Here is a 16,455-nt window from a genome sequence, read left to right on the forward strand (position 1 = left end):
TTTCACGAGTGAAAAACCTCATTTCCGGAACAGCTGCCCAGTGGATCATGAGTTTCAAACCATAGCATTAATTTCAAAATTTCAACCCACCAATGTTAAATTAACTTTAATTTTTTAAGGACATCTTTAAAAAATCATTACCAATCCTCTTTGTTATTTAATGTTTAATTTATTGTTAAGTACTTTGCGTGCGTCAAATTGGAAGGATAGCAAAATTCCCGGTCTATTTAATTAGGAATTAGATACATAAACCTCCAACTGGATTTGCTCATATTATCGAATCATTACCAATACAATAATTATACACCTATAACATTAAGATAACACCAGCAAATGTTCCTGAAAAATCAACCCCTGCAAATTAGGCTGAAACAAATCCTACTCCTGTTTTCTTTCGTACTTGGTCTTCTGTTTTCTCCCACCAACTCTGTTTTGGCGCAAGAAGCCAAGGATACCTTAAAAAAAGAAACACCTAAAAAATGGTTCGAAACCATGGCTATCCGTGGTTATGTTCAGGTTAGGTATAACCGCTTACTGGAAACGAATCCTGATTTGAAATGTGAACAATGTGATAAAAGCTGGGGCGATAACGGTGGTTTCTTCTTACGCCGGGTTCGGATTATCTGGTCGGGGCAGATCTCCAAACAAGTCTATTTTTACATTCAACCTGATTTCGCAAGTTCAGCGAGCTCTACCAGCCTGCAGTTTGCACAGCTAAGAGATGCTTATATTGATTTAGGTGTCGATCAAAAGAATGAGTTCAGATTCCGATTTGGTCAGAGTAAAATCCCCTTCGGGTTTGAGAATTTGCAGAGTAGTCAGAATCGCTTACCGCTCGACCGGAATGATGCACTTAACAGCGCTTTGAGTAATGAACGCGATCTGGGTGGAATGTTCTATTATGCGCCGGAAAAAATCAGGAAATTATATGCAAGTCTGGTAGCGGATGGACTAAAGGGCTCGGGCGATTATGGAATTTTTGGTTTTGGTTTGTACAACGGACAAACCGCTAATAAACCGGAGTTAAACAACAACCAGCATATTGTTGGACGTCTCACCTATCCTTTTCAAATCGGGAACCAGATTATTGAACCCGGAGTCCAGGGGTATACAGGAAAATTTGTAATGCCCACAGATCAGTTAAGTGCAGGTGTTAAAACCAATGAGAAAAAAGAATATCTCGACGAACGCTTTGCGGGTTCCTTTGTCCTCTATCCAAAGCCTTTCGGAATACAAGCAGAATACAATGTTGGAAAAGGTCCTGAGTTTAACAAAGCAACAGACTCCATTGAAGTGCGGGATTTAAAAGGAGGTTACGTCACCGTATCTTACAAAACAAACATCGGCCATCATATTCTTATTCCATTTGGAAGATATCAATTTTACAAAGGAGGCAAGAAGCATGAATTGGATGCACGAAGCTATGAGGTAGAAGAATATGAAATTGGCGTGGAATGGCAACCTATCAAACAATTCGAATTCGTGGCCATGTATACGATCTCTTCGCGTCGTTTTGAAGATTTCAAAAAGCAGGATAATTTACAAGACGGAAGTCTGTTGAGATTGCAGGCGCAGATAAATTTTTAGTTGATATAGTGAAGACCTGTAGGTCGTAGGTTATAGAGATACGGCCTACAGGGCAAGTGCAGGAAGATATTTCCTTTGAGTGCTGACATTACGTGTTTGATTCTGCATTTCCAGGTCATACATACAGTCCAAGGGGATATAAAATATATTCCAGAAAAAATAACACCCAGAAGAAAAGATAGAATTTTTTAATGCTCTTGCTGTCTGATAACTTTACAGAAAGAGCTGCGACTATAAAAAATAGCAATAAAATAACATGAGTCACGAGGTAGTAATTGCCATTGGGTAAAAGCTGCATGAAACCGGCATACATCATAATGAGATAAGCCATAGTGAGCAGAGCAACCCCCAATCGAAAGGTGGCGCGACGACCAATTAAGAGTGGCAGCGTGCCAAAAGCGAATTTTTTATCTCCATCGGTATCGGGAATATCTTTAAACCACGCAATACCAATACTGAATAACACTACAAATAAGGTGAGCAGTATTATAGTCGTATCGGGTATTACCGATTCATTCAAAATCATTTTATAGTGGACATAAAACCCAATGTTCACCAGCACACCTCTCACCAGCGTAATTGTTGCAGCAGCAAAAAAATGATTCCGCTTGAGTTTAAATGGCGGTAGCGAATAGACAGTTCCTAATACAGCGATGCTGCCAATCAAAGCAAGAAAAAAGAAGGAAAGCATCATGGCTAGCAATAGCGCCAACACCAGACAAACCAGAATGATCCGCATCGCTCCTTTGGAAGAAAGCTGTCCGGAAGGAATGGGTAACCAGGGTTTGTTGATCCGGTCCACTTCCACATCCGACCATTGATTGAGTCCGGTAATATAAATATTACAACAAAGGGCTGCAATCAATCCAATGAGATACGGAGCCAGTAATTCCAGACCGGGATGCTCACCGGCTAATGCAACAAACAAGAGTGACGTCACACTTACAAAGGACCCGATTAATGTATGGGGCCTGCTGAATTTCCAAAGTAGAAGGAGCTGTTTCATCGTATAGGAACAGGTGAGATGAGGAACCAGTTTACTTTTGTCAGCATTTTTCTATAGCTACCGCAAGTTACGTTATACCCTTTGCCGAGATGATCGATCAAACTTTTTTCAATGTCTATTGCCCTCCGGCTTTTCAACACACTCACTATTCCATCCCATGTTACTGTGATAAGATTAACGGGAAGAATACAAGTGAAAAATATACGATCTACTCGAAATGGTTTTACAAAAAAGCAGGTTAGAAACTGGACAATCGTAGTTGTAAAAAATATCTTGATCAGATTAAAAAGGTGGGTTCCAGAATTTCGCAAATGAGCAGGCCTTCCTTCGCATTTTCATCTAACAACACCCGTGCTTGCTCTTCACTAAAATGGTGATAGGCATTGAAAATGGTGCGAAGTCCGGCAGGTAAAGTTTCCGGCTTCAACACATCTACCGGTCCGGCCATCCGCTTCACACGGACATTTTCCGGGACTGTAAAGGAAGGATACTTATCACTCAGGTACACAACAGTCAGTTTATCTTCCGGTACATCTTTTATTGCTGAAACGATGGCAAGGCCATTCCCTGAACATAAATCAACAATACTTTTTACTTTCAATTTCCCCAAAGCATTTTCCACGATTATTGCAACCGGTTGATACAAACCGACAAGATGCACCAGCCATCCGATAAAATCAGTTTGCATCGTTCTGAAATACGATGGGAACCAGGGCTGGTCTGCCAATTCAATCCATTTTATCATCTTTCACTACATTCGCTGTAAATGTACACGGATTCCGGATTACTTCTCGCATTACTCTTTTTCACCTTCCTCATTACTATAGGATCTGAATGGTTTTCCCGAAAAAATATTATTCCCTATTGGCTCAGCAGGAAAATTCTTCACTTTACTGTAATATCCCTTTGTGCTGTAGTACCCTTGCTCGTTTCGAACTTGAATTTACTCATCGGAATTGTTTGCATTTGTGAAATTATTTTGCTGGTACTGGTCGCACAAGGTATACTTTTTAAAGAAGAAGACGGACGAAGAAGTTGGGGAATTGCCCTATTCCCTCCCGCGTATTTGATACTATTGATGCTATTCAGGAACGAGGTTTGGATCATTGGTTTTTCGATGGCGATACTCGCCGTTTGTGATGCTTCTGCTGCTGTTGCCGGAAACCTCTACAAAAAATCTAATCCTTCTCTACAAAAAGTAGAAAAAACCGTCGCGGGAAACACCTTCTTCCTGCTCAGTGGACTTGGATTATATCTGGTGAACTATAAAATAATGCTTCATGCATTTTCATTCAATGGTAATTTCCTGATGCATTTTTCGGAATTTTTCTATCTCCTGTTCCTTTTAATGTTAGTAGAACATTTAGGTCGCCGGGGCTGGGATAATTTCTGGCTACCCCTTGCATCGGCATTGCTGATCACTTGCACCAATCGTCTGAACGAATTACATACTACAGGCAGCTACTTCCTTTTACCGGCCATTGCTGTAGTATTTATTTACTTCAGTATAAAAAAGAATTTACTTAGTCGCAACGGCGCTTATGCTGCCGCTTTATCCGGACTTACCGTAATCTATTTTGGTGGAATAAAAGCACTTCTCCCTTTATTGCTTTTCTTCTTGAGCAGTGCCTTCATCGGACGAATTTACAGGAACACCAATGAAAACACGGATAGTAAAAGTGGTGCTGCAAGAGATGAATTCCAGGTTTTTGCCAATGGAGGTATATTTATTCTGCTCATTATTCTCTCCAATTTTCTGGATGAAAGCACTTATTATCTCGCCGCATTTGCCAGCATCGCCATTTCCACCGCCGACACCTGGTCGTCAGAAATTGGGATGGGTTTGCGCGGGAAGACCATTGACATCATTCGCCGGAAAAAGGTACCCTCCGGTTTGTCCGGCGGAATAAGTTTTGCAGGTTCTTTGGCCGGCTTAGCAGGCGCCTTGTCTGTTGCCGGACTTTATCTTTTGGTAGTTGAAAGTACCAATATATCATCTTTCCTCCTGATCACCGGTGTAGGCTTTACCGGAATGCTGGTGGATAGTATTCTGGGATCATTGGTGCAGGTAAAATTTTTCAATGAAAAAAATGCAGTATGGTCAGATAAAAATGTAATTTACACAGGCAAAGCATCAGCAATGAAAGGAATAATCTGGATGACGAATGATATGGTAAACCTGTTAAGCAATGTCATCACGATTGTTGGATTACTGGCATTGATCGCATTTTCTAAATAATTAATTGCATTATATTGGTCATCATCCGAAATTAATTGTTAAAATGTATTATGATTTTAACCACTTTAAAATAATTAAATTGTTAGCTTTTCCCGATAACAATATATTGATGAAATTTCATTTTAAGAAAAGAAAATGGTCGTCAGATTCAAAATGCATCAACAGCTCCTATATTAGCACTCTTCTTACTTTATCCGGCATTAAAGGATTAAAATCCCGTGCCGCTCCACGTTTAAATTTGTAATATTCTGATCAAATTGATAATCAGACCCGTTTTTTGGTTGGTGATTGAAAAAAAATATTTATACTTGTAGATCAAAACACCAATACACGTTGACATGAAAAAACTGATACTATTATTGACACTTTCTGTAAGTGTTTTCACTTTACAAGCGCAGATTGTACCCATTTACAGCTGGGCCGGCAAGGCCGGAGGCACCGGTAATGAATATGGTGACTATATGACTTCTGACGGATCCGGAAATATTTATGTTACCGGCCGCTTCGATGGTACTTGCGATTTTGATCCGGGAGCAGGAACGGCAAACAAGACTTCTGCAGGAAGCTCGGATATTTACATTGCCAAATATACTCCTTCCGGAAATCTTATTTGGGTGATCAGCACCGGAGGCACCGGACTGGATCGCGGGTATTGTCTGGATGTAGATGCAACCGGAAATATTTATCTCGCCGGAACTTTTGCCGGAACAGTTGATCTTGATCCGGGTCCCGGAACATCTACGCATATCTCGGCAGGAGGCACGGATATGTTCGTGGCCAAGTTTGATTCCAGCGGAAATTTTGTCTGGTCAAAAGCGTTCGGACAAGTGAATACAGAATATGCAGAGGCCATAGCTCTTGACGGGAACGGATTTTTCTACCTTACGGGTGAATACAGCAGTGACTCCCTTGACCTCGATCCCAACGCAGGTTTTGCTACTATTATCAATGCCAATCCCGCTACAAGTTATGATCCTTATCTTGCTAAATACGATACTTCCGGAAATTACATCTGGGGTTTTGGATTACAGGGCACCTCCAGTGATTACTCTAAATCGGTTACGGTGGATGCCGTCGGAAATGTTATCATTGGCGGTTACTTTTTCACTTCAATGAATGTTGATCCTATCGGAGGTACTTCTGTCACTGTGGTGGGTTCTTCAGATTGTTTCATCGCGAGCTATTCTTCTGCAGGTGCCTATAACTGGTCTGTATCCTTTGGAGGTTCGCTGGCTGACAATATATTTTCTGTAACCACACGTGGTACGGATGTGTATTCCACGGGTACCTTTAACAGCATCGTAGACTTTAATCCGGGTACCGATACTTTATACATTCAAAGTAAGGGGAGCACTGATGCCTTCATCAACAAATTCAATAATGCAGGACAGTTGCAATGGGCCGGTGGCATTGGAGGAACGGGTTCTGATAATTCTAACAGTATCCGTGTAAATGCAGCAGGAGATGTTTTTGTTGCCGGTTCGTTCCTTGATTCAGCCGATTTTGATGTAAGTGCTGCTACAGCTACATTAAAAGCAGTTTCCGGTCGCGATGGCTTCCTGGCGAAATATGATGATGGTGGAAATTATAAATGGGCACTGAGAAACGGATCTGCCCTCACCGACTACACCAGAAGTATTGCTATTGACAATTCATCCAATGGTATTTGGGTAACCGGTTATTATGGTAATGCACCCTTAAATGTAGATCCCATGAATCTCATTCCGCCTTTAACCAGTTCCGGCGCGAATGATATTTTTATTGCCAGATACAGTGAATGCAGTTATCCCGTGGTTACTTCTCAGCCGGTAAGTACAGGTACTTGTCCCGGGGGAAATGCCGGATATACTGTTAGCTTCACCGGCACCAATTTGACTTATCAATGGCAGGAAGGAACCAACGGAGGAACCGTATGGACCGATATTGTGGATGGCAACGAATACAGTGGCGCCACTACCCCATCACTTACATTGACCGGATTATCCACTGCCTTTAACAATCTCTTCTACCGTTGCATTGCCAGTGAGTCTTGCGGATTGGATTTGACCAGTGGCGTTGGTATTCTCTTTGTGGGAGCGGTGGATACTACAGTGAATGTGAATCAGCATATCATGGTTGCTGCTGCAAATGCCGCTACCTATCAATGGCTGGATTGCAACAATGGATTTGCACCTATTCCCGGAGCTACTGCCAAACAATTTATTCCGCTTGTTCCCGGAACGTATGCTTTATCTGTGACTAAAAACGGTTGCAACGATACTTCCGCTTGTTATACCATTACCACCATCGGCCTGGACGATATAACGGCATCGGATATACGTATTTTCCCTGTTCCTGCAAGAGATGAAGTGACCATCACTATGAATGTACAAGGCGAATACACGGCTGCCATTTATGATCTGACAGGAAGAAACATGTTAACCGATGCTATCCGATTCGGAAAAATCATCAGCATCCCTGTCAATAATCTGGAAACCGGTGCCTACCTGCTGGGTATCCGTAAAAATGAAGGCGAAGTGAATTACTTCCGCATCGTAAAACAATAACCCTAACCAACCAATATAAGCCGGAGGTACGTAGTGCTTTCGGCTTTTTTTTGTCAAGCTTATCGTTGGTAGGCAAAATAATTGTCTTCACAAAAAGTGAATTAATGAATTAATGAGTTGATGAATTGATGTCCCGAAGCCTCGGGATGATGAATGTTTAGTTGAGGGGAAATTTATTCATAATGAATTAATGTCCCGAAGTCTCCTTTGATGAATGTTTTGAATGAATATTGTGTTATTGCTTTAAGAAAAGTCCTCCGTGATTCTTCGTGTCCTTAGTGCCTTAGTGGTAAGATTGACAATTTCTATGAAGACGAAATCTTTATTTACCAAAAATTTAATTTTGTCACTTGCGGATATTTAATTCTTCTGCCTTCGGGAAACAGTTTTAAAATGTTTTCATTTCATTGTATTTTTTGGCAACTATCACGCCGATGCTCTTCGGAGCCGATCATTTATCGCCCGACCAAGGCCTACATCCGGTACAGGTTCCGCCAGGATCATCTCCACCTCCAATTTATCCAGCTTGCGCATGGCGGTGAAGAGATGGGCTGCGGCTTCTGTGAGATTTCCTTCCGGAGACAAAATTTCATTGCTGACCACACCGGAATATCCGCTATAATCCTTGCTGAATGAAATAACGGCAACGCGTTTACCCGAATAGTGATTCAGCAGATGTTCCAGATCCCCGTACAGCAATTTCTTGCGGGGAGCATAATGACTGAGCAGCATTCCGGGTGCTTTCGGATCAGAAGAGGAAGAAAGTTGCAATTGAGCATGGGGTACTATTTTACGGATATCCTCCAGCGTTAGACCGCCGAGCCGGTAAACCAGCACGTGCTCTCCCTCAAAACCGACTATCGTGGATTCCACACCCACTGAGCAGGGACCACCATCAAGGATATAGGGAATTTTTCCCTGCAGTTGATCATGGACATGTTGAGGCGTGGTTGGACTGATATAACCAAAAGGATTCGCGCTGGGAGCAGCCAGTGGAAAGGGAAGTTGCTGCAATAAAGCCAATGTTAAGGGATGCGAAGGTACACGAAGTCCGACGGTGGAGAGACCTGAACTCACCAGATCCGGAATGATAGATTTTTTGGGAAGTACCAGAGTAAGAGGTCCCGGCCAGAAAGCGGAGGCCAAGGCTATGGCCGTGGCAGGAATTTCGGACGCATAATCATACATACTTTCCAAAGACTTCAGGTGCACTATCAGCGGATCAAAAGCCGGACGTTCCTTCACTGCAAAAATCTGCACTACCGCATCGGCATCGAGGGCATTGGCAGCCAAACCATATACCGTTTCTGTAGGGATGGCCACCAGTTGTCCGGCAGAAAGTAATTTCGCCGCCTCTAAAATATCTACACCTGTTTCTGTCATAACTCCACTGCAAAAGTAAAATTTAAAACGCGACAACCGATCGGAAATTACCAAATACCTCCACTCCAAGCTCTGTTCCTCCCGAAGCCCCATCCACAAAACAGCCTGCTAAATCACTGTTAAAAAAAACACCCTTGCTTTGATTTAACTGCGTAACATTTGTATCTACCTTTACGTAAAATTTACTTCAAGCACATTGAATATGTCTACCACCCAAAATACTACTTCCACCAAAGCCCTCAAAGGAGGAGAATTTGTAATAAAATCCACCGATCCCTCTTCCGTTTTCATCCCCGAAGAATTCAGTGAAGAACATCGCATGATGGCGGATATGGCGCATGATTTTTTGGTACAGCACGTCTACCCTCATCTCGACCGTATCGATGCACTGGAGCCCGGCTTAATGCCCTCCTTGCTGGATAAAGCCGGGGAGTTAGGTCTTCTCGGAGTTTCAATTCCCGAAGAATATGGCGGCTTTGGAAAAGATTTTCTGACAGGGATGCTGATGACTGAAATTCTGGGCGCCGGACATTCTTTCTCTGTAGCGATGGCAGCGCATACCGGTATCGGGACATTGCCCATCCTCTACTTCGGAAACAAGGAACAAAAAGCGAAATACCTGCCTAAACTTTCTACCGGAGAGTGGAAAGGGTCGTATTGCCTGACTGAGCCCGGAAGCGGTTCCGACGCATTGGCAGCGAAGACAAAAGCTGTATTATCTGCCGATGGAAAACATTATGTGCTGAATGGACAAAAGATGTGGATCACCAATGCCGGATTTGCAGATATCTTTACTGTATTTGCACAGGTTGATGGAGATAAGTTCACCGGTTTCATTGTAGAGAAGGGCTATGACGGACTGAGTTTGGGTGAAGAAGAACATAAAATGGGCATCAAGGGTTCCTCTACCCGACAAGTATTCTTCATGGATTGCAAAGTTCCCGTGGAGAATGTACTCGGCGAAATCGGAAAGGGACATTTGATCGCGTTCAATATCCTCAACATCGGACGTGCCAAGTTGGCTGCTGCTGCATTGGGCGGATCAAAACAAGTCGCTACACAGTCGGTGGAATATGCCAATACCAGGGAACAATTTAAATTACCGATCGCGAAATTCGGAGCGATAAAACATAAGCTTGCTGAACAGGCGATTCGTATTTATGCGATTGAGTCGGCGATTTACAGAGTGAGCAACCTCATTGAAAACAAAGAACAGGAGTTGATGGCCACGGGCATGAGCTTTGAAAAAGCCTTGCTGGGTGCTGCAGAAGAATATGCTGTAGAATGTGCCATTTTGAAAGTAGCCGGATCCGAAGTGCTCGATTTTGTAGTGGATGAAGGTGTACAAATTTATGGTGGCTATGGCTACTCCGCTGATTTTCCGATGGACCGCGCCTATAGAGATTCCCGCATCAACCGCATCTTTGAAGGCACCAACGAAATCAATCGCTTGCTGGCTGTAGATATGATCCTCAAGCGTGAGATGAAGGGCGAACTCGATTTGATGGGACCTGCTATGGCTGTCCAAAAAGAACTGATGGCTATTCCTGATTTCAGCAACGGCGAAAGCAAACTTTTTGACGACGAAAACAAGGCCATCGCCAATATGAAAAAGTGCATTTTGATGGTAGCCGGCACAGCAGTACAAAAGTACATGATGACCCTTGCCAAAGAACAGGAAATTCTCATGCGCATCGCCGATATGGCCATTGACACCTATATGGCTGAATCTATTTTACTTCGTGTTCAAAAGCTGGTGGGTATCCGCGGAGAAGCAGGGAGTGCGCTGGAAATAGATATGGCCCGTGTATATCTTTTTGATGCGCTGGACCGGTTAAATGTGAGCGGGAAAAATGCCATCAATGCCATGAGTGAAGGAGATGAGCAACGCATGCTTCAAATGGGATTAAAACGATTCAGTAAAATGACACCGGTCAATACCATTGAAGCCAGAAGAAGGATCGCGAAAAAACTGATAGAGGAAAATAAATATTGTTTTTGAGAGGAGGGTAGGGTTTTTAAATCACATTCTAACCCAAAGCTGTATTTTGGTCGACTGTAATTTGACCATTCATTTATCAGACGATTCAAACCGATGAGATTGAATCTATCCCATATTAAATGATGATTGAACATTGAAGTGGACTATTTCATGAATACCGAATATTTCAACTACGATCAATAATCCATTCAAATACAAAATAGATTTTGCTTCTTGGCAATAAAAACATAGTCTAAAGTTGAACCAGGTGAAAATGAATCTGTAAGAAGCCATCAAAAAATTATTGTTCTAAAGGATTTGAATGGGCGTTCTATAAATAATACGTTTTTTAGTGTTCAAAAGTGACGAATTCCGAATTCCGCAGCGACAACAATAGGAGCAGTGGATTTAACTAAAGTATAAAATTAATGATTGATTGTTTTAAATTCAATTAAAATCATATATTTGTATATTCAACTCTTTAGTTTAAAGTTAACTCTTTAATAGTGCTTCGCTATGAAAAAAGTTCTATTACTTATTTTATTCCTCTTTTTTCAGTATTTTGTTCGAGCAGATTCTATACCGGTAAATTTATCCGCAAATGGGACCATTGGCGCATGTTTAGAGAATCAATTTGTTGCTATTTTTCAAACAAATAGTTTACATAGGTTAAGTATTGAGCCTCTTTTAAATTTTGATGGGACAACTGTAAATAGTTGCCTTGATTCCATTAACCATTCTCAGTTACTTTTTTCTTTAGATAGTTCATCGTTACCCGTCAGTGATCAGGTTTTGGATACGAATACCGGGAGGTGGACAGCAACCATTAATAGTACTGATATATGTACTTTATATTATCATATTTATATTGATTGTTCGGTCATTCCTACATCAAATAACACTAGCACGCTAACCTTATCTCAAGTTTGGACAGATTCTTTAAGTCATATTTATTCATTTGGTGGGAATGCTGATACCTCCGCATCGATCGTAGTTTTTAAGCCACATATAGTGAATATTGGCACTTCCGGTTTTTTTGCAAATTATTTGGATACAATACAAATGACTTTTATGTATAAAAATACAAATTCAGGCACCGCTAATATTCTTGTTCGCTTCTTTCACGATAGTTCCCATTATTGTGCTAGTTTACCTCCCATTGCTCTTAATTTTAGAGTCGGAATAAATGGTTTTCCCATTGCATATACTTCAGGAACCGAAATCCCAATTACATTATTGTCAAATGATACCTTGATATTTGAAGAATTAGCTATTGATAGTTTATGTATTTATTGTGATACGATTTGTACAAATAATACGTGCACCAGAAATGTCAATTTCAACTGGAGGTGTAACGTTCCCCCTGCCATAGATAATATCTTTTGTAGCGATTGTCAAAATAATTACATTAAATCATACAGCGTCATCAACTCCGAACTGCATCAAGTAAAAGTAGAGTTAGCTCCTGCATCTTTAACCAATCCTACCAATGATGAAAGCTGTCTTAACGATACTGCCTTTTTACATTGGGAATATATTATCACCAATCCTGAGTGAGTGCAATTGATTCATTGAAGATAGATTTAAAATATTTAAATATTGAGAGTGTTACTAATTTAACATTAATCCCATACTCGACCTTCTCTATAATTTCTAATTGCTCTAATTGTATCATATCTACAGATACAATGATAAGGGATGATTCAGTTTTGTGTACCAATTTTGTTCCTTATCCATTGAAAAAGGCTTTGAGTTCAATTAAATATTTTTTACCCGGCGACACAGTTTGGTTGAGCTTTAGCACTTTTAGATGTGGAGAAGAAAACGATTTAGAATTGCTCAATAAACCTAAGTTTTTTAATCAATGGCGGGTGAATGTGGAAGGAATCACTGTTTGTGGAGATCAAGCTTCATTGGTTGTACCTGGAGGTTACTTATATAATATTAATCCTGCAACTGCATCTACTACTTTTAATTTGGATTTGAAATTACAGTTCATTCCATCTATAACTGATTTAAGCGTTCCTTCAGGGGTAACTTTTGGAGACTCTGCAAGATTTGAAATTGAAAGTAAAAATATCGTCGCAAGGCAAGTGGATTACCAACTATTTGGATATACAGGAGTACCTAAATTATCAGGGTGGTTGAGAGCTACCATTCATTGTGAGAGGGGTTTAGTGGTAAAAGATAGAGAGAGTGAAGTGTTTTTTCAGTATTTTGATGTGGATAGTGGGAAAAATATAATTATTACCCCTGAATTTTATCATACTTCTATTCCGGTTTTTACTTGCGACACAGGAAATTATTTTTTCTATTTTAATTTGGAAGACACGCTCATGCTTCGAGCAATTAATGGTGGTAAGTTCATTTTTAATCTGCAGGCTTGTTGCAATAGTAATCCGGCTGCAACTGATTTTGAAGTAAAATTCCATCTTATCCCTAATCCTGATAACTGTTTGAATTTATCGTATACTGATACTTCACATTTGCAACCTCCAAATTGCACCGGTATTTCATGCCATGCCTGGATTCCTCTCTCCTCTTCAGGTAGTAGAATTTTCACTCATTGTCCGGGATGTTTAGCACCAGGCATTATTGTCAAGGACTATAAAATGAAACGCATTAGCTATGGTTTACAAGATTCAAACAACGATGGATTGGCTGATGATTCCTTAGTCCAAATCATGAACCCAAGCCCTTGGTTTACCGCTCATGAAAATGATTTAATCCGACATTTCTCTTCTTATGGTGATCAGCTTGAAGATAAATTGACCTCATTTTTCCAGGAAGGCGATACCACCTCTGATGGGTATAGCTATCTCCAACTAAAAGATATTGGTCTTACATTACCTTATTTGCAATTATCCAGAATTATGCCTGCCGGACTCGATACCATGAAGGCCTTTCCTCTGGAGTTCACTTTTTTTATTGATAGCATTATGACCCCTGCAAATTGCATTGATTGTGAAGGGTTCTCACTAGATACATCCAGTACACGTACACTGTATAAATTGAACGTAAGTGGAGCAAATTTATCCCAATATTTGGACATTTTCCAAAGTGAAAATCGAATGTTATTTACCTTTGATGGAAGTATTGATTCTTTTAATCAACTTATAGGAAATTTAGGGTCCAATACCCCCTATCTTGATTCAGTATACCCATTTAAAGGATTTTATGAGGGACAACGTTTCAGATTAAAAGTGAGATATGCTAATTGTGGCAATTTTATTGGTGGTAATAATGATTCACCATCATTGTCGAATTCAATGATTAAATCTGAGATAACAAATAAAATGTGGCTTTGCGGAAAAAAACAAGATCACGACATTCCGCAAATGGTTAATACGGTATCAGAACTCCGAGATTCACTTAATATTACTATTAACCCCAATGATACTTCATTTCAATTGATGGATACATCGCACACAAACAATCGCTTGTTTTTTTGCGAAACTTTTGGAGGTATTCATTATTTCTTTTCTCAGGAAGCTAGAAATTATTCTGTCCTTGATACGGCAATCGGATGTGATAAATTTCTGACAGTAGTATCCCATACGGTTTCCGCAAACTTTCCGGATGTAATCAATATGTATCCTTTTGAATATCGCCCTCCAATGCTCTGGCCTAAAAGTTATGAAATTGAAGTACCTCCCGGTTATTATATAAGTGGTTCAAAAATGAGGCATGAATTTAAGTTTATGAATGACCCTTATGCTAAATTTACAAATTGGGTTGCATTTGATGTGATAGATAGTATAGGTAATTTTACAATTTATGATTCCACTTTATCTCCTCCGGTTTGTATTTCTGATACTTTGTATCCTATTGCACTTTTAGATACAAATATGTATGTGAAATCAAACTTAACCCGTAGAATACTTCAATTTACTTTAAGTCCGTTAGGCTGTGATAGCAATTCTAATTTTCTTGTTTCGAAAGATTCAATGGCTATTATTAAATTTGGAAACAACAGTATTTCCTGTGTAGATACTGCCTATTGTTCAATAAATGAAATATCAAGAGAAGCTACCGCAACGAATCAAATATTCACGATTCTTCCTAATTTAAAATTACAAACCGATCCAACAACAATTAATGTGACAGGAAATGTGGTTTGTACACAAATATTTATTAAAAATTTATCTACTAAAATCAAAGATGATATAAATTCCTCTACAGCAAGTTATGTTTACCTTGCCATACCTGATTCCGCAAGTATACCCTTCTTACATAATTGGGTATATTACACCCCTGACACAATATATCCTCTCGGGCAAATATTACCAATTGATAGTTTATTCGCCATCAATCAGGTAGATACGGGGCTTCTATGTGCCAGTTTTAGGAATTGCGATAGTACATTATCTGATACCTCTTACTTTACTTTTCATGTGGGATGGAATTGCAATGGATTTCCAAATAGCCCCTTTGATGAAGATTCCGTTTGTAATGACACCTCTCAAACAATTACCCTGATAAAAAGTAATGCCAATTTGAGCAATTCAGGAAAAAGTCCTAATCAATATAGTACCTATTCTTTATGTGATACCATTATTGTTGATGCTGATTTTGTTTCCACCGGTAGCGGATACTTATATCCGACATTTGTTAAACTTGATAGTATTCCCCAGGGAATGGGAGTACTGGCTCTTTACCTGGTAAACAGTGAAACGAATACTGAAAGTGATTTTTTAACTTATAATTCCACGACAGGTAATTATCCTATTAATGCCGGAGTGATGGATTCTTTGGGATTCTCTAATGATGCTTTTTTTGAAGGGCAAGAAATAAAGGTAAAAGCATTACTAATACCATCTTGTTTATACACCAGTGATTCTCTTCCAAAAATTATATTTAGTGCTATTGATTATTGCTCAACTGTATTTGAATCCTCTGCAACTTATCAAGGATCAATTTTAATTGAGGGAAGTAATTGCTTTGATTGCTTTGAACTAGACAAAACTGCTAGTCAATCCTCTATTCAAGCCGGAGACACCATGAGTTTTTACATCGAAATTTGGGCTAACAATGCAGATTCCGGTTTTGTGTACATTGATGAAATACTGCCTGCGAATTTTAATCTGATCGGCTCAATCCCACCTTATATTATTACTCCTGCTCAGGGTTATGATACGGTGGTGGTTACCGGTTTTTTTAGCATTCCTAGTGCTTGTGTTGATAATTACAATGTAGTTAAGATTTTATTTTCCGACTATGATAGCCTTAATACTTATGCAGGTATAGATAGTTTGATAGATAGTACCTGTGTGACTGTTGGGGTCGCTTGTATAGATTCAAATGCAGTATTGTTTCTGGCGGGTGATTCGTCGGGAAATTATGCCGGAGTTTATACAGATACCTCTATTTATGTGGAAGGGTCGTTTGTGATCAATAGTGATTTAACTTTAGTCAATTGCAAAGTGTTCACGGCTGCCGGTGCGCATATTATTGCAACGCGTGATGCCTTATTAGATTTAGATAGTACCATAATTATTTCCTGTGATACCATGTGGCAAGGTATTACATTGACCGAAGATTCAAAACTTAAAGCCAGAAATCACAGCAGTATTCAGGATGCTGTTATTGGAGCAGAGATGTTGGATGCAAGCCAGGTATTGATTGAACAATCAGAAATCACTAACTCTGTTAGAGGTATAAAAGTTGTAGGCCCGACAGGAGGCATTTTCCCGGATATTTGACTATCCGTGAG

Annotated in this window: 9 protein-coding genes; 6 read left to right on the top strand and 3 right to left on the bottom strand. The window is 40.0% G+C overall.

The window, feature by feature from the left end:
• The first annotated feature begins 333 nt into the window (after positions 1–333).
• Positions 334–1,587, top strand: a complete 1,254-nt coding sequence (locus IPJ86_00815; protein MBK7885877.1) for a porin — start codon at positions 334–336, stop codon at positions 1,585–1,587.
• A gap of 115 nt (positions 1,588–1,702) precedes the next feature.
• Here IPJ86_00815 and IPJ86_00820 read toward each other — a convergent pair whose 3' ends face one another.
• Complete coding sequence (locus IPJ86_00820) at positions 1,703–2,593, bottom strand: homogentisate phytyltransferase (GenBank protein ID MBK7885878.1); 891 nt, start codon at positions 2,591–2,593, stop codon at positions 1,703–1,705.
• Positions 2,594–2,870: 277 nt separating this feature from the next.
• Positions 2,871–3,338 (bottom strand): hypothetical protein, encoded by a 468-nt coding sequence (locus IPJ86_00825; protein MBK7885879.1) that lies wholly within the window; start codon positions 3,336–3,338, stop codon positions 2,871–2,873.
• 21 nt (positions 3,339–3,359) lie between these two features.
• Here IPJ86_00825 and IPJ86_00830 point away from each other — a divergent pair, with 21 nt between their 5' ends.
• Together IPJ86_00830 and IPJ86_00835 are read left to right on the top strand one after the other, a co-directional pair.
• Positions 3,360–4,832: a DUF92 domain-containing protein gene (locus tag IPJ86_00830; GenBank protein ID MBK7885880.1), complete on the top strand. Its 1,473-nt coding sequence runs from the start codon at positions 3,360–3,362 to the stop codon at positions 4,830–4,832.
• A gap of 338 nt (positions 4,833–5,170) precedes the next feature.
• Entirely contained in the window at positions 5,171–7,378 is a 2,208-nt protein-coding gene (locus tag IPJ86_00835; GenBank protein MBK7885881.1) for a T9SS type A sorting domain-containing protein, read from the top strand.
• Positions 7,379–7,804: 426 nt separating this feature from the next.
• On the opposite strand, the gene IPJ86_00840 is transcribed toward IPJ86_00835, so the two are convergent.
• Entirely contained in the window at positions 7,805–8,761 is a 957-nt protein-coding gene (locus IPJ86_00840; protein ID MBK7885882.1) for a threonylcarbamoyl-AMP synthase, read from the bottom strand.
• A gap of 202 nt (positions 8,762–8,963) precedes the next feature.
• On the opposite strand from IPJ86_00840, the gene IPJ86_00845 reads away from it, so the two are divergent.
• From IPJ86_00845 to IPJ86_00855, 3 genes are all read left to right on the top strand, one after another.
• The gene (locus IPJ86_00845; protein MBK7885883.1) at positions 8,964–10,763 is read left to right on the top strand and encodes an acyl-CoA dehydrogenase family protein; all 1,800 of its coding nucleotides are present in this window, start codon (positions 8,964–8,966) and stop codon (positions 10,761–10,763) included.
• A 495-nt stretch (positions 10,764–11,258) separates the two neighbouring features.
• Entirely contained in the window at positions 11,259–12,299 is a 1,041-nt protein-coding gene (locus IPJ86_00850) for a hypothetical protein (GenBank protein MBK7885884.1), read from the top strand.
• A 191-nt stretch (positions 12,300–12,490) separates the two neighbouring features.
• The gene (locus IPJ86_00855) at positions 12,491–16,444 is read left to right on the top strand and encodes a hypothetical protein (protein MBK7885885.1); all 3,954 of its coding nucleotides are present in this window, start codon (positions 12,491–12,493) and stop codon (positions 16,442–16,444) included.
• The last annotated feature ends 11 nt before the right edge of the window (positions 16,445–16,455 follow it).

The sequence above is a fragment of the Bacteroidota bacterium genome (genome assembly GCA_016713925.1).
Classification (GTDB): Bacteria; Bacteroidota; Bacteroidia; order AKYH767-A; family OLB10; genus JAJTFW01.

What these genes read in the sequence shown, in the direction of transcription:
- IPJ86_00815 (MBK7885877.1), top strand. Translation starts at nt 334, where the DNA reads ATGTTCCTGAAAAATCAACCCCTGCAAATTAGGCTGAAACAAATCCTA.
- IPJ86_00820 (MBK7885878.1), bottom strand. Translation starts at nt 2,593, where the DNA reads ATGAAACAGCTCCTTCTACTTTGGAAATTCAGCAGGCCCCATACATTA.
- IPJ86_00825 (MBK7885879.1), bottom strand. Translation starts at nt 3,338, where the DNA reads ATGATAAAATGGATTGAATTGGCAGACCAGCCCTGGTTCCCATCGTAT.
- IPJ86_00830 (MBK7885880.1), top strand. Translation starts at nt 3,360, where the DNA reads ATGTACACGGATTCCGGATTACTTCTCGCATTACTCTTTTTCACCTTC.
- IPJ86_00835 (MBK7885881.1), top strand. Translation starts at nt 5,171, where the DNA reads ATGAAAAAACTGATACTATTATTGACACTTTCTGTAAGTGTTTTCACT.
- IPJ86_00840 (MBK7885882.1), bottom strand. Translation starts at nt 8,761, where the DNA reads ATGACAGAAACAGGTGTAGATATTTTAGAGGCGGCGAAATTACTTTCT.
- IPJ86_00845 (MBK7885883.1), top strand. Translation starts at nt 8,964, where the DNA reads ATGTCTACCACCCAAAATACTACTTCCACCAAAGCCCTCAAAGGAGGA.
- IPJ86_00850 (MBK7885884.1), top strand. Translation starts at nt 11,259, where the DNA reads ATGAAAAAAGTTCTATTACTTATTTTATTCCTCTTTTTTCAGTATTTT.